The sequence below is a fragment of the Arthrobacter silvisoli genome (genome assembly GCF_003369445.1).
GTDB lineage: Bacteria > Actinomycetota > Actinomycetes > Actinomycetales > Micrococcaceae > Arthrobacter > Arthrobacter silvisoli.
The window spans coordinates 44433-67090 of the sequence record NZ_QRCU01000015.1 but is presented as its reverse complement, the minus strand read 5'-3'; the positions used below and the strand labels follow the sequence as shown (position 1 = coordinate 67090).

General features: G+C 68.7%; 24 protein-coding genes. 10 read left to right on the top strand and 14 right to left on the bottom strand.

The features are described from left to right. Window positions 1-214: 214 nt before the first annotated feature. The gene (locus tag DWV11_RS02915; protein ID WP_210725653.1) at window positions 215-766 is read left to right on the top strand and encodes an SRPBCC family protein; all 552 of its coding nucleotides are present in this window, start codon (window positions 215-217) and stop codon (window positions 764-766) included. A 183-nt stretch (window positions 767-949) separates the two neighbouring features. After that, window positions 950-1201 carry a hypothetical protein gene (locus DWV11_RS02910; protein ID WP_115787403.1) on the top strand — a complete coding sequence of 84 codons (252 nt, stop codon included), beginning with the start codon at window positions 950-952 and terminating at the stop codon, window positions 1199-1201. Window positions 1202-1268: 67 nt separating this feature from the next. On the opposite strand, the gene DWV11_RS02905 is transcribed toward DWV11_RS02910, so the two are convergent. The 6 genes from DWV11_RS02905 to DWV11_RS20010 form a co-directional block, all read right to left on the bottom strand. After that, a complete protein-coding gene (locus tag DWV11_RS02905) occupies window positions 1269-1733 on the bottom strand; it encodes an SRPBCC family protein (protein ID WP_115787402.1) in 465 nt (154 codons plus the stop codon). Window positions 1734-1823: 90 nt separating this feature from the next. Further along, complete coding sequence (locus DWV11_RS02900; RefSeq protein ID WP_115787401.1) at window positions 1824-2426, bottom strand: cysteine hydrolase family protein; 603 nt, start codon at window positions 2424-2426, stop codon at window positions 1824-1826. A 24-nt stretch (window positions 2427-2450) separates the two neighbouring features. Next, entirely contained in the window at window positions 2451-3407 is a 957-nt protein-coding gene (locus DWV11_RS02895) for a DNA topoisomerase IB (RefSeq protein ID WP_115787400.1), read from the bottom strand. An 8-nt stretch (window positions 3408-3415) separates the two neighbouring features. Then, window positions 3416-4243: a DUF1206 domain-containing protein gene (locus DWV11_RS02890; RefSeq protein ID WP_115787399.1), complete on the bottom strand. Its 828-nt coding sequence runs from the start codon at window positions 4241-4243 to the stop codon at window positions 3416-3418. 71 nt (window positions 4244-4314) lie between these two features. Further along, entirely contained in the window at window positions 4315-4572 is a 258-nt protein-coding gene (locus tag DWV11_RS02885; protein ID WP_115787398.1) for a DUF6458 family protein, read from the bottom strand. A gap of 80 nt (window positions 4573-4652) precedes the next feature. Beyond that, a complete protein-coding gene (locus tag DWV11_RS20010; RefSeq protein WP_168404524.1) occupies window positions 4653-4823 on the bottom strand; it encodes a hypothetical protein in 171 nt (56 codons plus the stop codon). 263 nt (window positions 4824-5086) lie between these two features. On the opposite strand from DWV11_RS20010, the gene hrpB reads away from it, so the two are divergent. Then, window positions 5087-7741, top strand: a complete 2655-nt coding sequence (gene hrpB / locus DWV11_RS02880; protein ID WP_210725652.1) for an ATP-dependent helicase HrpB — start codon at window positions 5087-5089, stop codon at window positions 7739-7741. A gap of 16 nt (window positions 7742-7757) precedes the next feature. Here the strand turns inward: hrpB and DWV11_RS02875 are convergent, their stop codons facing one another. The 7 genes from DWV11_RS02875 to DWV11_RS02845 all read right to left on the bottom strand — a co-directional run bounded on the left by DWV11_RS02875 (window position 7758) and on the right by DWV11_RS02845 (window position 14253). After that, complete coding sequence (locus DWV11_RS02875) at window positions 7758-8423, bottom strand: alpha/beta hydrolase family protein (protein WP_115787396.1); 666 nt, start codon at window positions 8421-8423, stop codon at window positions 7758-7760. Continuing rightward, window positions 8420-9040, bottom strand: coding sequence for an L-threonylcarbamoyladenylate synthase (locus DWV11_RS02870; RefSeq protein WP_115787395.1), 621 nt, complete (start codon window positions 9038-9040; stop codon window positions 8420-8422). Before DWV11_RS02870 ends, DWV11_RS02875 begins: the two co-directional genes overlap by 4 nt. A 26-nt stretch (window positions 9041-9066) precedes the next feature. Beyond that, the gene (locus tag DWV11_RS02865) at window positions 9067-9867 is read right to left on the bottom strand and encodes an ABC transporter permease (protein WP_115787394.1); all 801 of its coding nucleotides are present in this window, start codon (window positions 9865-9867) and stop codon (window positions 9067-9069) included. A gap of 85 nt (window positions 9868-9952) precedes the next feature. Continuing rightward, window positions 9953-10930 carry an ABC transporter ATP-binding protein gene (locus tag DWV11_RS02860; protein WP_115787393.1) on the bottom strand — a complete coding sequence of 326 codons (978 nt, stop codon included), beginning with the start codon at window positions 10928-10930 and terminating at the stop codon, window positions 9953-9955. After that, window positions 10927-12054, bottom strand: a complete 1128-nt coding sequence (locus tag DWV11_RS02855) for a LolA family protein (RefSeq protein ID WP_210725651.1) — start codon at window positions 12052-12054, stop codon at window positions 10927-10929. The genes DWV11_RS02860 and DWV11_RS02855 overlap by 4 nt, the downstream gene beginning before the upstream one ends. Next, a complete protein-coding gene (locus DWV11_RS02850) occupies window positions 12044-13012 on the bottom strand; it encodes a PaaX family transcriptional regulator (protein WP_115787391.1) in 969 nt (322 codons plus the stop codon). Before DWV11_RS02850 ends, DWV11_RS02855 begins: the two co-directional genes overlap by 11 nt. Beyond that, the gene (locus DWV11_RS02845; protein ID WP_115787390.1) at window positions 13009-14253 is read right to left on the bottom strand and encodes a kynureninase; all 1245 of its coding nucleotides are present in this window, start codon (window positions 14251-14253) and stop codon (window positions 13009-13011) included. Before DWV11_RS02845 ends, DWV11_RS02850 begins: the two co-directional genes overlap by 4 nt. A 261-nt stretch (window positions 14254-14514) precedes the next feature. Between DWV11_RS02845 and DWV11_RS02840 the strand changes: the two genes are divergently transcribed. The 6 genes from DWV11_RS02840 (at window position 14515) to DWV11_RS02815 (ending at window position 19315) form a co-directional block, all read left to right on the top strand. After that, window positions 14515-15009 carry an HAD domain-containing protein gene (locus DWV11_RS02840; protein WP_115787389.1) on the top strand — a complete coding sequence of 165 codons (495 nt, stop codon included), beginning with the start codon at window positions 14515-14517 and terminating at the stop codon, window positions 15007-15009. Between the two features lie 182 nt (window positions 15010-15191). Continuing rightward, window positions 15192-16403: an inorganic phosphate transporter gene (locus DWV11_RS02835; RefSeq protein WP_115787407.1), complete on the top strand. Its 1212-nt coding sequence runs from the start codon at window positions 15192-15194 to the stop codon at window positions 16401-16403. Next, window positions 16400-16621, top strand: coding sequence for a hypothetical protein (locus DWV11_RS02830; RefSeq protein WP_115787388.1), 222 nt, complete (start codon window positions 16400-16402; stop codon window positions 16619-16621). Before DWV11_RS02835 ends, DWV11_RS02830 begins: the two co-directional genes overlap by 4 nt. A 171-nt stretch (window positions 16622-16792) precedes the next feature. Beyond that, the gene (locus DWV11_RS02825; RefSeq protein ID WP_136017859.1) at window positions 16793-17740 is read left to right on the top strand and encodes a hypothetical protein; all 948 of its coding nucleotides are present in this window, start codon (window positions 16793-16795) and stop codon (window positions 17738-17740) included. After that, a complete protein-coding gene (locus DWV11_RS02820) occupies window positions 17737-18747 on the top strand; it encodes a hypothetical protein (protein ID WP_245953408.1) in 1011 nt (336 codons plus the stop codon). Before DWV11_RS02825 ends, DWV11_RS02820 begins: the two co-directional genes overlap by 4 nt. A gap of 13 nt (window positions 18748-18760) precedes the next feature. After that, window positions 18761-19315, top strand: coding sequence for a dihydrofolate reductase family protein (locus tag DWV11_RS02815; RefSeq protein ID WP_115787386.1), 555 nt, complete (start codon window positions 18761-18763; stop codon window positions 19313-19315). A 24-nt stretch (window positions 19316-19339) separates the two neighbouring features. On the opposite strand, the gene DWV11_RS02810 is transcribed toward DWV11_RS02815, so the two are convergent. After that, window positions 19340-19807, bottom strand: coding sequence for a hotdog fold thioesterase (locus DWV11_RS02810; RefSeq protein ID WP_210725650.1), 468 nt, complete (start codon window positions 19805-19807; stop codon window positions 19340-19342). A 202-nt stretch (window positions 19808-20009) separates the two neighbouring features. On the opposite strand from DWV11_RS02810, the gene polA reads away from it, so the two are divergent. Then, window positions 20010-22652, top strand: a complete 2643-nt coding sequence (polA, locus tag DWV11_RS02805; RefSeq protein WP_245953410.1) for a DNA polymerase I — start codon at window positions 20010-20012, stop codon at window positions 22650-22652. The last annotated feature ends 6 nt before the right edge of the window (window positions 22653-22658 follow it).

Sequence of the window (22658 nt, the reverse complement as noted above, 5' to 3'; positions counted from 1 at the left end):
TACATCCCAGAAGCGGCCCCAGGCTCACCGACCCGGGCCCCCTTCCCCCTGCCTCTTGACAGAAACGACTACATATTAGTTTCCTGCGCCGGAGCGGCCTTTTCCGAAAAAACTAAGCATACTTAGCAAAATCCCTTGATGTTCATCGCCGCCCCCGATAGCGTGAAAAACGTAGCACCGCATCCCATCGAATCCAGCATGTGAGGAGACCGTGATGGCTACTGTCGACCAGACCATCGAAATCGACGTTCCCGTATCCATGGCATACAACCAGTGGACCCAGTTCGAAACCTTCCCCGAGTTCATGAGCGGGGTGGATGCCGTCCGGCAAGTGGACGACACCACCCTCCATTTCTCGACCAACACCGCGGGCGTGCACCGCGAATACGACGCACGGATCCTGGACCAGGTCCCGGATTCGGTGATCAGTTGGGAGAGCATGGATGGCCCACGCAACGCGGGCCTTGTGCGTTTTGAACCGCTGGGCCCGGACCGGTCAAGGGTGAGCGTCACCATTGAATGGACGCCCGAGGGACTCGCCGAAAAGGCGGGGTCCGCCGTCGGGATCGATGACGCCCAAGTCGGGGCGGACCTGCACAAGTTCAAGAAGTTCATCGAAAACCGCGCGGGTGAGACCGGCGCCTGGCGCGAAACAGTGACCTCCGGACAGGTCGATGACACCTTCGGCGGTGCCGGCGGCGGAATCGGCCTGGACGGAATCGGCCTGGACGAGGAGCCGCCGCCCACCGGTGGACGGGATTTCTGAGCCCGCCGCGAACCACAGCATCCGGAAGCGGGAGCGTGCCCCTGCCGTCAGTCCGGCCGGGGCACCTTGGGGGCGCCGCACCACCTGCTTCCGGGCGGGAAACGCCCGGAAGATTGGAAATTGCCGCGTTGCCGGGGTGGCAAGCGGGCCGCCCCGGCGTGCGCAGCCTGAGGAGGAAGAACAATGAAGCGCATCAGCGCATCCATGGTCCATGACGGCATCCAGAGTCCGGCGCACCCGCTGCCCCGGGATACCGAGGAGGAGCAGGCGAAAGCCGGCGAACCGGGCGATGCGCCACCGCGTACCCTGGGCGGGGAACCGACGGGCCAGCCGGGGACGGCCGGTTCGAAAGATCCCAGCGGTCCGGCTGAGGAAGCCGACGACGCGACACGTGACGACCGCCGCCTGACGACCAAGTTGAGCCCTAGCGACTAACGGCGCCATGACCGCGCGCCTCACGGACAGTAGCCCTGCCTCACCGGAGGCAGGGCTACTGTCCGTGTCATTCGACGTGGCCCTCCGTGATGCTGCCGCGCCAGGCACCCGTTTCCGTTTCGCGGTGCTCGATGAATTCCTTGAACTGCCGCAGGTCCTTCTTCACCAGGCGTTCGTCCAAATGGGTACTGGCACCCAGCCGTTCGGCCGGCGACGCCGGATCCCAGTCAAAATCCACGGTGACTTCCGTTTCCGTGGGGCTGGAAGCTCGGAACGTGACCTCGCCTTTGCTGTGCGGGGCGTCGACGCTTTCCCAGGCGATCCGTTCATCGGGGATCTGGGTGGTGATCCTGGCGTCGAACTCACGGCGCAGGCCTGCGATGCCGGTAGTGAAGTGGACCAGGGCCTCATCGACCTGGCGGACCGATTCGATCCCACTCATGAAACGCGGAAACTCTTCGAACTGGGTCCATTGGTTGTAGGCCTGCGTGAGCGGCACATTGACGCGGACCGATTCGTGAACGGTGGCCATGACAGATCCCCTCCTGTGATCCCGGTCAGGCCCTGGACGATCCGAGGGCCTTAGGCCTCATTTCCACGCTAGGAGCATCAACAGACAGCTTCAAGGCGTGCCGGGAAATACGGCGCCGCGCCTTGCGCTTCGGTGCATGGTACTGCCGGCGAAAAGCGCCGTAATCTCCTGGTTCGTAAGCATCCTCTGGCGGTACTCGCGGGCCAGGAGTTCCTGCGTCAGGTCCTGCAGGCCTGGCTCGTTGCCGGAAATGGCATCGACGGCGTGCACTACGCGGAAATTGTGCGCGAAGGCATCTGCCGCGGTCTGTGCGATGCAGTTGTGGGCTGAGATGCCCGCCAACACCAGGGTGTCCACCTGCCAGTTCCGCAGCCGCCAGAGGAGATCGGTGCCGATGAAGCTGCTGTCCCGGGTCTTTGTCAGCCGGGGCAGGCCGGACGTGAGCAGCCCGGCCACAAAATCCGCCTGCGCGCTCCCGCGGAAGAGGAATCCCTGCCCGTCGTCGAGCATATTCAGGGTCCAGGTGGAGCGGTCCCGTTCATGCTCGGTCTTCACCAGCAACACCGGTACTCCGTGTGCCGATGCCGATGCGATCAACGCATTGCAGGCCTCTGTGGTCCTCCCTTGGTGCACGGCAAGCGCAGGATCCTCGAAATAGGCGTTCTGCATGTCGATGACCAGCACTGCGATCATTGGAACCTCCCTTTCGCCGCCTGGCTACCCTGCCTCGTCAGCAAGGAACTTCGCAACGGCCGCTTCACTGCTCTTGAGCTTATGCAGGCTCCCGTCGAGGAAGGCTTCCACGAGCCGCGGATCCACGTAGGCGTCCCTGGCCACCGCAGCCGTGTTGCCGAGCAGGGCGGCGGCTTCTCCAAAGGCCTTCGCCAGGGCCGCCTGTGCGGGCACGTCCGCAGCAGTCCGGGCCAGGACCCGGGCGGCGGCCATGGTCCCTTTCCAGGTCCGCAGGTCCTTGGCGGTGAAACCGTCCCCCGCAGCGCGCCGGATGTAGTCATTGAGCATGCCCGGCCCCACTGCATTCCAGCTGCCGTCATCTTCGAAGGCCAGGAGCACCTCATCGGCTGCCCGGCCTGCCAAAGGCAACAGGAAGGCGGCAAGCCGGTGATCCCTGAGAGTGCATTCCCAGAGTTGTCCGCTCTTCCCGGGGAACTTCAGGTGCAGTTCGTCCCCGCGGATGGACACGTGGCGGCAGCGGAGGGTCGTCAGGCCGTGGGAACCGTGCCGTTTCCGGTAGCTCTCATCGCCGATCCGCAGCGCTCCAAGATCCATGAGCCGCACGGCCGCGGCGAGGGTGCGCGTCCTGCCTGATCGTGATTCCCGGAGATGCCGCGCTACGGTTTTCCGGAGCCGCGGCATGGCCATGCCCAAGCGGGCGGCCCGGGCGAACTTTTCAGCATCCTTCCTGTCCCGCCACCGGGGATGGTAGAGGTACTGGAGGCGTCCGGCGCCGTCGAGTCCGGTGGCCTGGATGTGGCCGTTGGCGAAAGGGCAGATCCATACCTGCCGCCAGGCGGGAGGTATCACGAGGCCGTTGATGCGCTCGCGGTCCGCGCTGGAGACGGGCGAACCCCCGGCGTCCCGGTAGCTGAAACCACGGCCCGCACGCCGTCGCCGGATGCCCGGCTGGGCGGGGTCGCTGTGCTTAAGCCGCGGCATGGCGCCGGCTACATGCGCGCATACTTGGCTTTCAGGATCAGGAAGCAGCCGTAGCAGACCAAGCCGAGGGCGAGCGCGGCGAGAAGGTACGGTCCGTAGGCCTGCTCGCGAAGGCCCTTGAGTCCGCCGTCGAGTCCTGTCGACTGCTCGGGCTGTTGGCGCACGGTGGCCAGGATGACCAGCAGCCCCACCAGGAGCAGGGCGCAGCCCTTGGAGACGTAGCCGGCGATCCCGGCCGTCAGCGCCACCCGCCGGGGCAGGGCCGCACCGGGGAGGAACAGATCCTTGCGGAAAGAGGCGCGGACGCCGCGGACCGCGAAGAAGATGCCCGTCCCGATGATTCCCGCTCCTGCCATCAGCAGGAGCGCGACGCCGAAGGGTGCCTGGAGCAACGTCACAGTGAGGTCGCTGCTGGACTCCCGGTTGCTCTTCCCGCTGCCGAGGGCGAAGGACAGGACCGTGGCGGACAGCAGGGCGAACACTACCGCCTGCGCGGCGGCGCTGATACGGGCGGTGAGGCGGTTTCCACCTGCCCGGGGCTTGCCGAAGACGGCGTCCCCGGCCTGCCACAGGGCCAAGGCGGCGCAGGCCCCGAAGCACGCCCACAGCAGGAATGGCCCGCCGGGGGTGGCAGCCAGCTGGGCGACCGCGCCGCCGACGTCGGCCTCCCCGTTGAGTCCGCGGGCCAGCTGGAAGGCGATGGCGCCCACGAGGACGTGGAGCACGCCGCTCGCCGCGAAGCCCGCCCTGGCCGCTGTCTCCAGGGCGGTGGAGTTGCTCGCGGTTTCCGCAGCCTTGGCCGCGGTCCGTGCTGTCTTGTTCGCGCTCTTGTTCACAGTGCGCTCCTGTTCATGCCGCGGCTCCCGCCACGCGATGGGGCGGGAGCCGCGGTAGTGCCTTGCTTGTTTCAGAGTCCGGTGTCCCGGGTTTCCCTGTGGGTGACAGCTTCACCCGTTCCCGGGTCCGTCGCCTGCCGGCTTTCAGTCGTCCGGAGGCGACGGCGCGGAGCCGCCATGATCAGCGACGCGATCAGCCCGATGACTCCAACGACCATCAGGATGTAACCGGTCATCTGTTGGTCCAGGAAGGGGATCAGTCCCGGAGCCAGCGCGAAGGCGAGAATGGCGCCCAGCGCGATAAGGAATATTGAGGAACCTATGTACATGTCCGTTCCTTTCTAGTCGGCTTCGTGTGACGGTTGCCGCCCGGGACGGGCTCGTCCGGTGGTTCCCGGGGCGCGGCGCATCAGATGCCGCTGTGCCGGTGTCCGTTCGTGTAGCTGAGGAGCCATCCGATGGCTGCGATGGCCAAAAGGATGATTCCGACCCACAGCAGGAAATTCAGGGCGGGCGTGAAGCCGCCAACGAGCAGAAGGACAATGGCGATGACGCCGGCAACGATGAGAAGGGTATTCATGATGGAGTTTCCTTTCCTGGCGCGGAAACCGAAACGACAGCTGCTTCCACGCGTGATATTCAGCAGTAACGCATTGCTGCGCTGCGACCCTCGCAGGGCGCCCCCGCTTCCTCCCTGGATCGGTCAGCCACGGCGGTGCCGTTTTCCTTCCTGGCCGTTCACTTGTTCGCTATGGCAAACCGTGTCACACCTCACATCATGTCATTACTAAGCATGCTTATCAAGTTTGTCGGTGATCGGCTGTGGTCATCCACAATGGATGGGTGACTTCACTGTTCCCATCGGGCACCGCCGCTGCGCAGGCCATTTTCGACCTCGAAAGCATCGGGGCGGGACTCGTGTTCGCCCAGTCGCTGCCGGACCTCGCGGCCGCGCTCAAGGATCCAGGCTCCGCCGCCGTGGTCCAGGCGCCACCGGGCACCGGCAAAACCACGCTGGTCCCGCCGCTGCTGGCCACGTTGTGCGCAGCGGGAAGTGCGGCAGGGGGTGTGGTCCCGAGGGTCATCGTCACCCAACCACGACGGGTCGCCGCCCGTGCCGCGGCCCGCCGGCTCGCGGCCCTCCAGAGGAGCCGGCTGGGGGAGTCCGTGGGATACACGGTCCGCGGCGAACGACACACGGGCCCGCGGACCGCCGTCGAGTTCGTCACCCCCGGGATCCTGGTGCGCCGCCTGCTCGCCGATCCCGGGCTGGAGGGCACGCACGCGGTGATCCTCGATGAAGTCCATGAACGCGGCCTGGAGAGCGACCTGTTGCTCGGCATGCTCGCCGAAGTCCGTGAACTCCGCGGCGACCTCCGCCTGGTGGCGATGTCCGCCACGGTGGACGCCCCGCGCTTCGCAGCCCTGCTGGCGGGGCCCGACGGCGGACCTCCGCTCCCGGTGGTCGACTGCCCCTCCGCGCTGTACCCTCTGGAAACCGTGTGGGCGCCGGCGCCCGGCCCCCGACTCGACGAACGCGGCGTCACTCCCGCCTTCCTGGACCATGTGGCCGGCACCGCCGCGGCCGCGCACGCCGCCGCCCTGGCCACTGAACCCGGAACCGACGCCCTCGTCTTCCTTCCCGGTACCCGTGAGGTGTCACACGTCGCGAACCGCCTCCGGCAACGCGCCGCAGGTACGGAAATCCTCGAACTTCACGGCCAGGTCAATCCCGCGGCGCAGGACAGGGCTGTCTCCGGCAGGGAACCGGGAGGGCCCGCCAGGATCATCGTGTCCACGGCGCTCGCGGAATCCTCGCTGACCGTGCCTGGTGTGCACCTCGTAGTGGACGCCGGCCTGTCCCGGGAGCCGCGACGTGATTCCGGCCGCGGCATGTCCGGGCTGGTCACCGTGTCCTGCTCCCGCGCCTCAGCCGAACAACGCGCGGGCCGGGCAGCCCGCCAGGGACCGGGGACTGTGGTCCGCTGTTATGAACAGAAGGCCTTCGCCGCGGCACCGGCCCATCGGACCCCGGAGATCGCCGTCGCGGAGCTGAGCGGAGCCGCCCTGACCCTCGCCTGCTGGGGCGCGCCCGGGGGAGCCGGCCTGGCACTCCCGGACACCCCGCCGCGCGCCGCGATGGATGAGGCGGTTGAAGTACTGCGGGAAATCGGGGCAGTGGACGAGGCCGGGCACGCCACGGCCCTCGGCCGGGCCCTGGCCGCCGTGCCCGCCGAACCACGGCTCGCGCGGGCCCTGCTGGACGGGGCCGCCGTCGTCGGCAAACGCGCCGCCGCCGAAACAGTTGCGCTCGTCGCCGGGGATCAGCGGGCCCCGGGTGCCGACCTGCATGCGCTTCTCGCCGCGCTCCGGCAAGGAAAGGACCCCGCGTCCAAACGCTGGGCCGACGACACCCGGCGGCTGGAGGCCATTGCGCGGGAGGAGGCCGCCGCCGTCGCCGCTTCCTCCTTGCTGGGCGCACTGGACACCGCGCCGGACGGGAAGGAAGCCGTGGCGTTCGTTGTGGCCCTGGCGTATCCGGACCGCGTGGCCCGTCGCGTCCCGGGAGACGGGGCGCCGCAGTACCTCCTCGCGTCAGGTACCCGGGCCGGCCTGCCCGCCGGCAGCCCGCTGTCCGGGCATGACTGGCTCGCCGTCGCCGAGGTTTCCCGCGCGGCGGGGCGGGATGCCGCCGGTACCGGCGCCGTCATCCGCTCCGCGGCACCGCTCTCCGCCGACGCCGCCGAAGCCGCCGCCGCCCACCTGCTGGCGGACTCGGTGGACGCGCGCTTCGCCAAAGGCAGGCTGACCGCCCGGCGGGAGCGCCGGCTTGGCGCGATCGTGCTGTCCTCCACGCCCGTCCGGCCCCGCCAGGCGGAAGGGCGCGCCGCCGTCGCTGCAGCCCTGGCGTCCGACGGCCTGGCGACCATCGGCTGGTCTGCGGGTGCGGACGCCTTGCGCCGCAGGATGGCCCTGCTGCACCGTGAACTGGGCGCACCGTGGCCTGACGTTTCCGAGCGGGCACTCCTGGCGCGGCTGGAAGACTGGCTCGCCCCGGAGCTGGGGTCACTGGCCGACGGCGCACCGGCCGCCGGGATAGACCTTACGGAACCGCTGCGGCGCCTGCTGCCCTGGCCCGAAGCCTCGCGCTTCGCGGAGTTGGCGCCGGAGCGGCTGGACGTGCCCAGCGGTTCGCGCGTCGCCATCGACTATCCGGAGGCGGAGTCCGACGGCGGCCGGCCCGTGGTGGCGGTCAAGCTGCAGGAGTGCTTCGGCTGGGCCGGGACCCCCCGGATCGCCGACGGCAGGGTGCCGGTGCTGTTCCACCTGCTCTCTCCGGCGCGACGGCCCCTGGCAGTGACTGACGATCTCGAATCCTTCTGGGCCGGGCCCTATGCCCAAGTGCGTGCCGAAATGCGCGGCCGCTACCCGAAGCATCCCTGGCCCGAGGACCCGTGGACGGCCCCGGCCACGGCCCGGGCCAAGCCACGGGCGTAGCGGCGCAGGAAGCGGCCTAGCTGTTCGAACGGATGAAGGCGCTGACGGACGGGGCCAGCGAGGCGCCAAGCTCAGCGGCAGTGCGCTTCACGCCGGCCACCTCGAAGGTGTGCCCGCCGCCTTCCCGCCACTCCAGCACGGCGTTGGGGCCGATCCGGGAAACCACGCCTTCCAGCACGTCCGGCGTCATGAAAGGGTCCTTGGTGCCCTGCAGGAACAGCATGGGCACGGTAATCGAGTACAGGTGCTCGTCGCGGAGCTTGTCCGGCTTGCCCGGCGGGTGCAACGGGTAGCCAAGGTAGATGAGACCGGCCGCGGGCATGCCCTCAGCCACCGCCATCGACGCCATCCGCCCACCGAAGGACTTGCCTGCCGCCCACAGCGGTTCACCGGCCGAGCGGGCCTGTGCTTCGGCCAGGGCGGCCCGCCACGTGGCGATCGCCAACGGCGGGCGGTCCGGGAACCTTCTGCCGGCCGCCCGGTAAGGGAAATTGAAGCGCAGGGTGGCGGCGCCGTCGTCGTTCAAGGCCCGCACGAAACCGCCCATGAACGGGTGTTCCATCCCCGCACCGGCGCCGTGCGCCACCAGGACCGTGGCGAAGGGATTCTCCGGGCGGGCGTACCGGCCGGAAACGGGCGTGCCGTCCACGTCGATCGTGACGTCCTCTTCGGGGATGCTCATTCGAACCTCGAGGGGTCGCCGGTGCCGCGGCGGACCACTTCTGCGCCGCCGCTGGAGAAGTCAACCACGGTGGTCGGCTCGGATCCGACATCGCCGGCCTCGACCACGGCATCAACCACGTGGTCCAGGCGTTCCTTGATCTCCCAGCCCTGGGTCAACGGTTCGTCTTCGCCGGGCAGCAGGAGGGTGCTCGAGAGCAGGGGCTCGCCGAGCTCGGCCAGGAGGGCGTGGACGAAGTTGTGCCGGGGGATGCGCACGCCCACGGTCTTCTTCTTCGGGTGCAGCAGCCGGCGCGGCACTTCCTTGGTGGCCGGGAGGATGAACGTGTAGCTTCCCGGCGTGACGGCCTTGATGCTGCGGAAGACATCGTTGTCGATCATCACGAACTGGCCCAGCTGCGCGAAGTCCTTGCAGACCAGGGTGAAATGGTGCTTGTCGTCCAGCTGGCGGATGCTGCGGATGCGGTCCAGGGCCTCCTTGTTGCCCAACTGGGCCCCGAGGGCGTAACACGAATCGGTGGGGTAGGCGATCAGGCCGCCCGAGCGCACGATCTCGGCGATCTGGCCGACCAGGCGGGGTTGGGGGTCCTGCGGGTGGACATCGAAGAATCTGGCCATTCCCCGAGCTTACGGCAGGCAGCCTTTCAGGACAGGATGTCCTTGCTGGTGAACCTGCCGTACGCGATGGCTCCGGCGGCCAGGATGTAGCCACCTTGCAGCAGGGCATTCCCGCCGAACGTCGTCCACGAGATGGGCTGGCGGAGCAGGTCGGCGAAGTCCAGCCAGTAATGGCTGAACAGCCACGGGTGCAACCATTCCAGTTGCGGCAGGTTGTCGGCCACCTGGGACATGACCGACAGCACGACGGTCGCCGCCATGGCGCCGACCGGGATGTCAGTGAAGGTCGAGATTGCCAGGCCGATCGCCGCGAGCCCCAGCAGCGACACTGCAAGGTAGGCGGCGATCAGCAGGGAACGCAAGAGCGACTCGCCGACGTCGATGGTGTCCCCCGAGAGGAGCGTCACCGGCCCCACCGGGAAGAGCGCGACGCCGGCCAGCACGCCGACGGCGGCGACGGTCACCGTCGCGGTCAGGCAGAATACCGCGGCGGCCGCGTACTTGATGAGCAGGAGCCGGACGCGGCCCGCGGGTGCCACCAGCAGGTACCTGAGGGTGCCGAGGTTCGCTTCGCCGGCGATGGTGTCGCCGGCAACGACTCCTACCGTGAGGGGCAGGAACAGCGGCACCGACACCAGCATTGCGGTCATGCCCACAAAGAGCCCGTTCTGGGAGATGCGGTCCAGGAATGCCGGGCCACGGGCTGGCGGCACCGGATGCGAAGTGAGCCGGACCGCCGTGGCGATCAGGAGGGGAATCGCGGCGAGGGCGAGCAGCATGGCCCAGGTCCGGAGCCGCCGGAACAGCACTGAAAGTTCGGACCCCATGAGCGCCCACGCACCCGGGCGCCCGCTCGCCGACGCTGCGCGCGCGGCGGGTCCCGGGGCCGCACCCCCCCGGGCGGCCATGGCTTCATCCCGCAACGTCGAACCCCTCTCCGGTCAGGGACACGAAGCGCTCTTCGAGGCTGGCGTCTTCCACTCCGAAACCCTGCACCCGCACGCCGGCCGCCACGAGGGCGGCCACGATGTCCTCGGGCGCCACTGTGTGGCCCGGCGGACTGGTGCTGAGCAGCCCGCCATGGTCCGTGTCCTGCAGGACGCCTGCCGGTTCGGGGTGCAGGCCAAGGCCCGAAAGGACGCGCGCCGCGGCCGCAATATCCGGTGTCCGCAGCATGATCCTGGCCGTCCCGGCCGCGCGCAGCTCGCGAAGGGTGCCTTGGGCCACGAGCTTGCCGACGCTCATGACGCCCACATGGGTGCACATTTGTTCGACTTCGGCGAGCAGGTGGCTGGAGACGAACACCGTGGTGCCGCCGGCCGCCAGGGAGCGCACCAGGCTGCGGACTTCGCGTGTTCCTTGGGGATCCAGGCCATTGGTGGGCTCGTCCAGGACCAGCAGTTCCCGGGGCCGCAAGAGGGCATTGGCGATCCCCAGGCGCTGTTTCATCCCCAGCGAGTATGCGCGCACCTTCTTGCCGGCGGCATGGGACAACCCCACTCGTTCGAGGGCCTCATCAACCCGTGCGGCCCGGGTGCTTCGCGGGGCGTGCCGATCCGCGGTGTCCAGCCTGCGCAGGTTCGCCGCTCCCGAGAGGAAAGGGTAGAAGGCCGGTCCTTCCACCAAGGCGCCGACTTCCGGCAGCACGGCCGCCAAGCCCGCCGGGACCGGCCTGCCGAGCACCCGGATCCCCCCGCTGGAGGGGGCGGCGAGGCCGAGCAGCAAGCGGATGGTGGTGGTCTTGCCGGAGCCGTTGGGGCCAAGGAAGCCGAAAACGGAACCCCGCGGAACGGCGAGGTTGATGGAGTCGACGGCGGAACGGCGGCCGAAGCGCTTGCTCAGGCCAAGGGTTTCGATTGCCAGTGCGTCCGGCCCGGAAGTGTCGCTCATTGCGGGGCGGCCGCAGCCTGCAGCCGCTCAAGGGGGACCATTCCCGCGAACACCCGGCCGTCGTCGAGCATCAGCACGGTCACGAGGCTGCTGCTGAGGGCGCGGCCGCCGGGCACCGCCTGGGTGAGCTGCGCGAACGCGGGAGCGGAGCGAACACCGGCGGGAAGCACACCTGCGGGGAAAGCCACCACCGTGTCCCAGCCCTTGCCGGTCACAGTAGGCCGCGTCGCCGCCGGGTGCGTCCCGGGAGCGGGATGTTTGCTCTCCGGCACTGGAACCGGTGAGGTAACGGTCTTCTCCTCGATGGAGGCACCGCGGGGCGGCGTGAAGGCGAACACGGAGGATTCGGGGGCGGCGAGGCTGATGTCGCTGAACGCGAGCGAGAACGCGGGGGCGGCCTGCTCCCGCGCCCGCAGCTGGATTCCAAGCGGCAGGCCGGATGCAGAGTCGACGGCGAGGGTCACCGAATCGAGCAAGGTGCCCGTACTGCGTGGCTTGAGGACCAACTGGTACGCTGTGCGGCCGGCCACGGTGGTCGGGTCCCCGACCGTCACTTCAGTACTGGGGTCCACGGCGGCGAGGAAGCGCTGAGCGAGGGCCTCAGGGGTAGTCATTTCCGGTGTCTTCGGGTCCTGGTCCGCCGGTACGTGGGCGTGCGGGGTGCGGGTCCCCGGCGCCGGTGCGTCAGGCAGCGTGATGTGGGCTGCGCTGTTGTCCGCCGAGTTGTACAGCCAGAGGTCCTTGCCGTTGCGGACCACATCGCGCTCGGCCAGCGTGTCCATGATTTGGAAGCGGGCCTTCGACGGTCCATCCAGGTAGATCCGGGCGGTATGCGGGGTGCCCAGGAGTTCGATCACGGCGGCAAGGCCCTGGTTGGCGCCCGGCCGGGCCGAAGGAAGGGGACCGGCCGAGGGAAGCTGCGGAAGCCCCAGCTCGGAGGACTGGCGGAGTGTTCCGGACAAGGCGCGGACGTCCGAACGGCCGATCATGGCGATGATCTCCGCAGCCGACTTCCCGGGGAGACTGACGGCGGCTCCGGCTTGGTACGAACCGGCCAAAGCCGCTGCCGTCAGCGCTGCAGGCACCATGGCAGCCGGCAACCAGCGCAACCACCTACGGGTCATGGAAACCTCCCGGACCACCCGTCACCGGGCCACCCGCCGTCGGCGGCGGCCATGCTTCCAGAGTACTCCCGGTGCCCTGGCTCATCCCCGTCTGCTGCCTACCCCCCCCGGCCACCGTGCGCACGAAATCCGCGCTCGGACCGGCGTGGACAGCCCGGACGCCCTCAAACACGGCGATCCCGTCCTTCCCGGGCCAGTCAGCGGGAAGGAACACGGGCGGCAGCCCGGGGTCAAGGTACGGAATGATCCGCCAACTGTCGATGCATCGCACGTACGAGGCAAAGGCGGCGGCCGGCGGCGGCGGACCGCCGCCCACGGAAGGGTCCTCACCGGCAGCCCATTCCCGGATGAAATCCCGATGCAGGGCCGCGACGGTCTCGAGGTCCCACCACTGCGCGGCCGCGTCCCGGAGGCCTGCGCTGTGGTGGCCACCACCTGGGACAGGGGTGTCCGTGATGAAGAGCGTGGCCTGTTCCCGCAGCCCCAGCCCCGCCAGCACGTCCTCGATCTCGCCCCGGCGGAACGCCGGCGCGATCCACAGCCCGGCCGCCACCGTGCCGCAGCCGGTCCAGTGCAGCCGCCGCCTGAGCTGGTGCCGTTTCTCCCGTTCCGCCTCGGGAATGGAGAAGGACACCAGGCACCAGGGGTCGCCGTCGGCCATGTGCTGCGGTGCGAAGATCCGGCTGTCTCCCCGGGCCAGCATCGTCGCGGCACCTGAGGTCAGTGCGTAGCCGGCGACGCCGTCCCGCGGCTGCTGCTCCAGGACCGCCTTCTTCTTCAGCCGGCTCAGCGCGGTGCGGGTCACGGCGGCCGGCACGTCCAGCGCCTCCATGAGCCGCAGGAACGCCGACGCCGGCAGCCAGCCGCCGGCGTCGCGCAGGTACAGGCCGATCACCGTCCGCAGCAGGCTGGTGGTGCTCCCGGGGCGGGAGTCGACGTCGTCGAGGAAGGCGCTCACGAGAGCCCGAGCAGCACTTCGCGTATGGAGCGGATGCCGTGTTCGAGTTCGGCAAAGCCCGTGCTCAGTGGCGACAAGCCGATCCGGAGGCCGTGCGGCGGCCGGAAATCCGGGATGACACCGCGCTCCCAGAGCACTTGCGTGACCTCGGCGAAGCGGGGGTGGTCCACGGTAATGTGCGAGCCGCGTTCGGCGGCGTCCCGGGGGCTCACCACCTCCGCGCCGAGAGGCACCAGCCATGCATCGGCCAGGTCGAGTGCGTGTTCGGTGAGCTTGACCGACTTCTCCCGGACGGCGTCCATCCCGACGGAAGCGATGAGCTCCACCATGTCCTTCAGCGGCTGCATCGCGAGGATGGGCGGGGTGCCCGTGATGAAGCGGCGGAGGTTGTCGGCGGGCCGGTAGCTGTCCGTCATGCCGAAGGGATCGTGTGCACCCATCCAGCCCCAGATGGGCTGCTGGAGCTGATCCTGCAGCGCGCTGCTCACGTAGGCGAAGGCGGGGGAGCCCGGGCCGCCGTTGAGGTATTTGTAGGTGCAGCCGACGGCGAGGTCCACGTCCCAGGCGTCCAGTTCCAGCGGCACCGAGCCCACGGAGTGGCACAGGTCCCACAGCATCAGCCCGCCGGCGTCGTGCACCAGCGCGGTGATGGCCGGCGCGTCGGCGAGGAAACCCGAGCGGTAGGCAACGTGGCTGAGGACCACGACGGCGGTCCGTTCGTTGAGCAATTCCGCCAGGTCCGCCGGCCGCACGCCGCTGGCCGGCCGGGAGTCGACCCAGCGGATGGTGGCGTTCCGTTCCGCGGCGATCCCTTCGACGATGAAGCGGTCGGTGGGGAAGTTGTCCCGGTCCACGATGATCTCGTCGCGGCCCGGGCGGGCGTCGACGGCCGCCCGGATCAGCTTGTACAGGAGCACCGAGGTGGAGTCGCCGATGAAGGCCTGGCCGGGGGCGGCGCCGAGCGCCACCTCGCCCAGGCGGTTGCCGACGGCCAGCGGCTCGTCCATCCATTGTTCGTCCCAGCCGCGGATCAGCCGGCTGCCCCAGGCCTCCTCCACGAAGCGGGGGAGCCGCTCCGCCGTGGCCTTCAGCGGCCGGCCCAGCGAATTGCCGTCCAGGTACGCGGAAAGCTGCGCCTCATCCGGGCTGTAGAAAAGGTCCCGGCAGTCCGCCAGCGGATCGGCGGCGTCCAAGGCCGCCGAGGCGGCGGCGAAGTCGGGGGTGCCGGGCCCGGTGTTCATCCTTCCGGGGGTTTCGGCTGCTGTATCGAGTTGGGGATCGCTCAAGGGATGCTCCTCACGCGGGCTGTTTTGGTGCGGCCCAAGCGGCCACCTGCGCAATAGAGTAACACTAACGTGACGGTCGTTTCGATAGTGAAATACAAATGGCCTTTCCGGGCAAGGCGCAAGGTATTCTGCGGCCCTGTTTTCCATGCCGCAGCGGCGTTAGGGTGGGACGTGCCGGGGGGTGCGGGGGACGCGTTCCCGGTGACAGGAGAGGCTATGTCCCGGGTGTCCTTGTACCTCGACGTCGACGGTGTGGTGAGTCCCTTCGCTGTCCAAGGCAGGAGCGGCTGGGGGAGCGAGTGGGAGCTGGCCGACGCCGGCGTACTGGAAGTCGCGTTCGCGCCGGAACTGGTGGTCAGGCTGAATGTCCTGTCCCGGCGGCCCGGTGCCCGCTTTGTGTGGTTGACCACATGGGAACGGCTCGCGCCCGAGTTCCTGTGCCCGGCCATCAAGCTTGACGGGCGGGACTGGCCCGTCCTTTCCAGTGCCGGCCTGGACCTGTCGGCGGACTGGTGGAAGCTGGACGCCATCCGCCGGGACGTTGCCGCCCATCCCGCCGATCGCCTTGTCTGGCTGGACGACCAGCTCAACAGCGAGCCGAGGGCGCTGGCGTGGGCCGATGCCTGGGGCGCCCGGATGCTGCATATTTCGCCCGATCCGCGCAGGGGCCTGACGCCGGACCATCTGGACGCCGTCGAGGCTTTCCTGTGAACCGGAGTCCGGCTCCGGAGTGTTTTGCGCTGTCCCCGATGCAACGTAGGATTCTTAAGGTTTCATGCTGGCCACGGAAGGCCTCCGCAAGGGCGGGCAGGTGAATGTCTGCCGAACATGTGGTGTGGCAGGCGCGGGGAAGTGGAACTGCTGAACGTCGACTCTGCAGATTGGGCAACCAGGTGGAAATCACCTTCATGGTCGCGCTTGTCATAGCGCTGGCCTTATTTTTTGACTTCACCAACGGCTTCCACGACACCGCCAACGCGATGGCCACGCCCATCGCCACCGGCGCCATCAAGCCCAAGACGGCCGTGGCCCTGGCCGCCGTGCTGAACCTCGTTGGCGCCTTCCTGTCCACCGAGGTCGCCAAGACCATCTCCGGCGGGCTCATCCGGGAAGGTACGGACGGCATCCACATCACCCCGGAGATCATCTTCGCGGGCCTCATGGGCGCCATCCTCTGGAATATGTTCACGTGGCTCAAGGGCCTGCCGTCCAGCTCCTCGCACGCCCTGTTCGGCGGACTCATCGGCGCGGCGATCGTCGGCATCGGCTTCCATTCGGTGAACTTCGAAACCGTGCTGCAGAAGGTGATCCTGCCGGCCGTCTTCGCACCGGTGATCGCCGGCGCGGTGGCGTACGTCTGTACCCGCCTGGCCTACGCTTTGACCTCCCGGCACGACCCGGAAACCGGTGACAAGCTCACCCAGAAGCGCGGCGGGTTCCGCACCGGCCAGATCTTCACCTCCAGCTTGGTGGCGCTGGCGCACGGCACCAACGACGCCCAGAAGACCATGGGCATCATCACCCTCGTGCTCATTGCCGCAGGGACCCAGGCGACCGGCAGCGGCCCGCAGTTCTGGGTGATCGCGGCCTGTGCCTTCGCCATCGCCATCGGCACCTACGCCGGCGGCTGGCGGATCATCCGCACCATGGGCTCCGGCCTCACCGAGGTCAAGCCGGCACAGGGCTTCTCCGCCGAGTCCAGCACCGCCTCGGCCATCCTGGCCTCCTCCCATCTGGGCTTCGCCCTCTCCACCACGCAGGTTGCCTCCGGCTCGGTCATCGGTTCCGGCCTTGGCCGCCGGGGCACCACCGTCCGCTGGGGCATGGTTGGCCGCATCGCCATCGGCTGGCTGCTGACCCTGCCGGCCGCCGCCGTGGTCGGCGCCCTGACCGCCCTGCTGGTGGGCACCGGCATCGTCGGCGTGGTCATCGCCGCCGTGGTAGGCATCGCCGTCGTGGTCTTCATGTTCCTGTACTCAAGGAAGTCGCACGTTGGCCACCACAACGCCGTGGAGGTCGAAGAGGCCGGCACGGCCGTCAGGTTCCAGAAGAAGTCCGCGCGCAAGAAGGCCGCGGAGAACAAGAGCAAGGACGCCAAGCGATGAAATGGTTGGAACTGCTGCAGGTTGCAGGAGCCACCTTGGTCTCCGCCGTGGTCCTGGTGGTCCTCTATTCCCTGGGTGTGCGCTTGACCGCGATCGCCGGGGACGTCGAGAACAAGTCGCCGGCGCTGTTCCGTTCCCTGGCCTACCTGTGCTTCGCGGCCTGCGGCGCTGCCGTGCTTTTCGGCATCTACCTGATCGTGCCGTACTTCAGCAAGTAGCGGCCCCCCTTCCGGACTCTGGCTGTTCAGTCCATTCGGGAGAATAATCGGCTGTGTAGCTGCGCAAGCTGACCGGCCTCCTTTCCGGGGGCCATTGCGCCGCCCTGGGGCAGGTGTGGGGCCATGTTCGGACGGCTGAAAACCAACGGCAGATCCGGGACATTCCTTCCGGTGATTCTGGCTGCCTTCGCACTGGTGTCCTGCGGCCCGCCTGCGGGAGCGGAAAGCGCCGGCGCCCAGCAGACTCCCGAACTGACCTCGCCCAGCGCCCCGGCGAGCAGCGATCCGGCGCTGCTGGAACCCACGGTCCAGCCCGTGCCGGGACCGCCCGTCCCGGGTGTTCCCCCGCCTGCCGAAGCGCCGGTGGTCCGGTGGATACCGATTGGTCCTGTTGGCCCCAACGATCCCCAGGAAGGGCGGATGTACCTGTTCGCCCAGGGCCGCGACTGCGAGCAGCTCCGCGACGGCGTGGATGGCACCACTTTCAAGGACGTGTGGCGCGCCGCCGGGGCCGTCTGCTACGCACTGCGCGACGGGACCGCTGCGCAGTGGCAGGACGCTGCGACGGCCCTGTCCGCTGTCCAGGCGCCGCCTGAGGGACGCTGCCTGGAACGGGCGGTCCTCGCAGTGGTGCGCAGCGCCGTCGAGTATCACAATGCGAATCCGGCAACCGCGGTCCCTGTGGAGCCCGGCACCGGCGAAGCCTGCCCGCGCAAGCTCACCGGCCTCACGGTGGTCGACGAGAATTTTGTCCCGGTGCCGGGCCTGAGCCGCCCTTCCGGGCCGCGGGCCGGGGGCAGCTGGGTCCGGCTGGACGGTTATTACGTACGGGTCTCGGAGGTGAAGATCGACGGCGCGGCCTCCGGCGTCGAAACCCGCAGCGACGGCGACTACTCGCCGGTCTACTTCAGGACGCCGCCAGCCGGTGACAAGGCCTCGATCACCGTGACGATCACCGACACCCTGGACGCACCCGGCGAGGTGCAGTTCTTCTACGACGACACCGCCCCCACCGGTGGACCGGGTACTCCCTCTCCTTCCGGGCCGGAGTCTCCGGGGTCGGACTCGCCTCAGCCGAGCCCTCCACCGGCCGGGAACACGGGCACGGAGGGGCCGTGAGCGGCGCGCCGGCCGGGACCGGACCCCCTGACGCAGGCGCGGGCGACGCCGGTGCCGGCGAGGGTGGAGCGCAGGCATCCGCCGTCCCTGAACCTGCCGCTCCTGAATCCGCCGCGGGGGAAGGCAGCCGGGCGCTCCTCGACACGCGCTGGCAGCGCACCCTCGAGGTCCTCTCGGTCATCGGCCCGCCCCTCACCGTGGCGACGGCCCTCCTGGTGTACTTCGGCTGGGCCCGCAGCGACGCGCAGGCCAAGTCGATGGGCCTGGACGTCAGCCTTTTCGGCTACACCGTCCAGGACTTCATCCTGCGCAGCATCCAGTCCCTGTTCCGTCCCCTCGCCTGGCTCGCGCTCATCGGGCTCGCCTGGCTCATGGCGGACCGCGCCCTGAACAGGGTCATTGCCGCGGGCCGCTACCGGCGGCCCCTGGGGATCGCGGCTGCGGTCGTCGCCGCGGCCGGCTACCTGTTCGCCGCTGCCATGTGGATCCTCACCGTTGCCCAGCCCGACCGCACGCTTCTCTACGTGCCCTACCTGATCGCCGGCGGCCTGCTGCTGGGCAGCTGGGGCGTGGCGCTGCGCCGCCGCGCGATGCAGCACGCCGCGCGCAGCCCGATCCTCACCCCGCGCGGACTGGAGCGGGCCTTCATGTTCATCCTGGTGACCCTGCTGCTGTTCTGGGGCACCGCCGACTATGCCCAGGCGCTTGGCCGCGGGGCCGCCGTCGACTACCAGGAGCGCTCCGCCCTGCTGCCCACCGCCGTCGTCTACAGCAAGGAGCGGCTCGCCGTTTCGGCGCCGAACGTGCTCGAAGCTTCCGCCGGCACTGCCACTGCGCCGCTCTACCGCTACAGCGGGCTGCGCTTGCTGGTGGTCAGCGGCGGCCGGATCTTCCTGCTCAACGACGGCTGGACGCTCAAGGACGGCCGCGTGGTGGTGCTCCCGGACAACGGCACCGTCCGGGTGGAGTACGGCAATCCTTCCTCTGGGAACCCCGCACCGCGATGAGTACGCTGGGGCCATGTCCGCTTTCCAGTACTACGTGGCATCGTCCCTCGACGGCTTCATCGCCACCTCCGACGACGACCTTGGCTGGCTCCTCCAGTTCGACAGCACCGAGGGGGTGGGGGAGAGCTACGCGGACTTCATGGCCGGCATCGGCTGCGTGGTCATGGGCGGCCAGACCTACCGCTGGTTGCTGCAGCACGAGCCCGGCAAGTGGCCCTACCCGGACCTTCCCTGCTGGATCTTCACGCACCGGGAATACTCCGCGCCGGCGGGGGCGGACATCACCTTCGTCCGCGGCGACGTCGCCGAATTCGCGCAGGACCTCATCGACAGCGCGTCCGGCAGGAACGTGTGGCTGGTGGGCGGCGGGGACCTCGCGGCCCAGTTTGCCCGGGCGCGGCTGCTGGACGAGATGATCGTCACCCTGATTCCGGTGGTGCTCGGCTCCGGAAAGCAGCTGCTTCCCGTTGACCGCCCGACGGCGCCGCTTGAGTTGCTCTCCTCGCACACCATCGGCGGTGCGGCCGTGGAACTGCGGTACCGGTTTCCAGGCAGGAACGCCGGCTAGCAACCGCGGTCCGCGGCGTTCGGGTCAGTGCCCGCGGTTATCCCGGATCATGTTGGTGATGCGTGCCGTGGACAGCCGCCGGCCGGATTCGTCGGTCATGACCACCTCGTGCGTGGCCAGGGTGCCGCCGAGGTGGATTGCCGTGCAGGTCCCGGTGACCAGGCCGCCGGCAACCGAACGGTGGTGCGTGGCGCCCACCTCGATCCCGACGGCGTGGCGGCCGGGCCCGGCATGCAGGGAGGCAGCGAAGGAGCCGAGCGTCTCTGCCAGCACCACATGGGCTCCGCCGTGCAGGATTCCGGCCACCTGGGTGTTTCCTTCCACCGGCATGGTGGCCACGGCCCGCGCCGGGCCAAGTTCCAGGAACCTGATGCCCATCTTCACCACCAGGGCACCCACGCCGTAGCGCTCCAGCCAGCCATGCAACTCCGCCGGAACCCCGGCAGCGATGAGCTCTTCGGTGAACCGGCCCGGCGTGAAATTGTCCATCATGGCAACTAGGCTGGCACCTGTGAGCGAAACAACCAAACCGGCCGGTACCGTCGAAAACCAGGCCATCGACAACACAGCCATCGAAATCCCCGCCGCCGGGTCAGCGGCAGTCCCGCCCGCCTCCGCAGCGACCCTTCCGGACGCCGTTCCCGGGACCGCAGCCGGTGGCCGCTCCCGGCTGCTGGTGCTTGACGGCCACTCGATGGCCTTCCGCGCCTTCTACGCACTCCCGGCTGAAAACTTCGCCACCTCCGCGGGCCAGCACACCAACGCCGTGCACGGCTTCACCTCCATGCTGATCAACCTCATCCGGGACCAGAAACCCACCCACGTCGCAGTGGCCTTCGACGTCTCGGATGACACCACGTTCCGCAAGGCCGAATACAGCGAATACAAGGGCGGCCGCAACGAGACCCCGGCCGAGTTCGGCGGCCAGATCGGCCTGATCGAACGGGTCATGCGCGCCTGGGACATCAAGACCATCAAGATGCCCGGCTACGAAGCCGACGACATCCTTGCCACCCTCGCGGCGCAGGGCGAAGCGGCCGGCTTCGAAGTGCTCCTCGTCTCCGGCGACCGCGACACGTTCCAGCTCATCACGGACAACGTCTTCGTCCTCTATCCGAGGAAGGGCGTCTCCGATATCCCGCGCATGGACGCCGCGGCCATTGAGGAAAAATACTTCGTCTCCCCGTCCCGCTACTCGGACCTCGCCGCCCTGGTGGGTGAGTCCGCGGACAACCTTGCCGGCGTGCCCGGAGTCGGCCCCAAGACCGCAGCCAAGTGGATCAACCTCTACGGCGGCCTCGACGGGATCCTGGAAAACCTGGACGCGATCGGCGGCAAGGTGGGCGGGGCCCTCCGCGAGAACATCGACGCCGTCAAACGGAACCGCCGCCTCAACCACCTGCTGACGGACCTGGACCTCCCGGTCGGCCTGGACGAGCTCGCCGAGCCACGGCCCATCCGCCAGGCCATCGAAGAACTCTTCGACGAACTCGAATTCAAGACCCTCCGCACCCGGCTCTTCGACCTCTATGGCGACGACACGGCCGGCGCCGCTCCGGACACCATCGACGCACCTGACTTCGCCGTCCTGGAGGACGCGGCGGAACTGCAGGAGTTCTTCGCCGCCGGTGCCGGGATGCGTTCCGCGCTGGCTGTTCAGCTGGTCCCCGGCCGGATCGGGTACGACGCCGAAGCCCTCGCCGTCGTCCGTGGCAACGGGGCGGCCTTCATAGAGCTCTCCAGGCTCGATGCCGCGGCCGAAGCCGTGGTCGCCGGCTGGCTGACGGACCCCGAGGAAGCCAAGGTGATGCACGAGTTCAAGGCTGCGCTGAAGGCTTTGCACCACCGCGGGCTCGGCCTGGAAGGCGTGGTCGACGACACCGCCATTTCCGGGTATCTCATTGAACCGGACCGGCGCAGCTACGAGCTGGCGGAACTCGCCCAGCACCACCTGAAGATCACCCTGGAAGCCGCGGCCTCCACCTCCGGGCAGCTCGAACTGGACCTCGGCGATGGCCCGGACGGCGCGGCGGCCAGCGAACTCGTACGGCAGGCCGCCGTCGGGCACACGCTCAGCAAGCACTTCGAGAAGGAACTCAGCGACCGCCAGGCGAGTGCGCTGCTGACCACTCTCGAACTGCCGGTCGCCCGGGTGCTGGCCGGCATGGAACTCGCCGGCATCGGTGTGTCCCTGGACCGCATGAACGAACAGCTCGCGGACCTGTCCAAGGTGATCCAGCACGCCCAGGAGCAGGCATTCGCGGCGATCGGCCACGAGGTGAACCTGGGTTCGCCCAAGCAGCTGCAAACCGTTCTCTTCGAGGAACTCGGGCTGCCGAAGACCAAGAAGATCAAGTCCGGCTACACCACGGACGCGGCCTCCTTGAAGGCCCTCCTGGAGAAGACCGGGCACGAATTCCTGGTCCAGCTCATGGCCCACCGTGAATCGTCCAAGCTCGCCCAGATGGTGGAAACGCTCAAGAAATCCGTGGCCGAGGATGGCCGCATCCATACGGACTACGCCCAGAACGTCGCCGCCACCGGCCGCATTTCCTCGAACAACCCGAACCTGCAGAACATCCCGGTCCGCAGCGAGGAAGGCCGCCGGGTGCGCGGGATCTTCGTGGTCAGCGAAGGCTATGAATGCCTGCTTTCCGCCGACTACTCGCAGATCGAAATGCGCATCATGGCCCACCTCTCCGGGGACGAAGGGTTGATCCAGGCCTACAGGGAGGGCGAAGACCTGCACCGCTATGTCGGCTCGCATATCTTCAACGTGGCCCCGGAAGACGTCACCAGCGCCATGCGCTCCAAGGTCAAGGCGATGTCCTACGGCCTCGCCTACGGGCTGACGTCCTTCGGCCTGTCCAAGCAGCTGGAGATCTCGGTGGACGAGGCCCGCTCGCTCATGAAGGACTACTTCGACCGTTTCGGCGCCGTACGCGACTACCTGCGCGGCGTCGTCGAGCAGGCGCGCATCGACGGCTACACCTCCACCATCGAAGGCCGCCGCCGTTACCTGCCGGACCTTACCAGCACCAACCGGCAGCACCGCGAACTCGCCGAACGCATCGCCCTGAACTCACCGATCCAGGGCTCGGCCGCGGACATCATCAAGCGCGCCATGCTCGGCGTCGCGGCGGAACTGGCCGGCCAGGGCCTGAAGTCCCGCATGCTCCTGCAGGTCCACGACGAACTCGTGCTCGAAGTCGCCCCGGGCGAGCGGGACGCCGTGGAGAAGCTGGTGGCGGAGCAGATGGGTTCGGCCGCAAAGCTGAGCGTCCCGCTGGACGTCCAGATCGGCGTCGGGACCAGCTGGCACGACGCCGGCCACTGAGGTCCC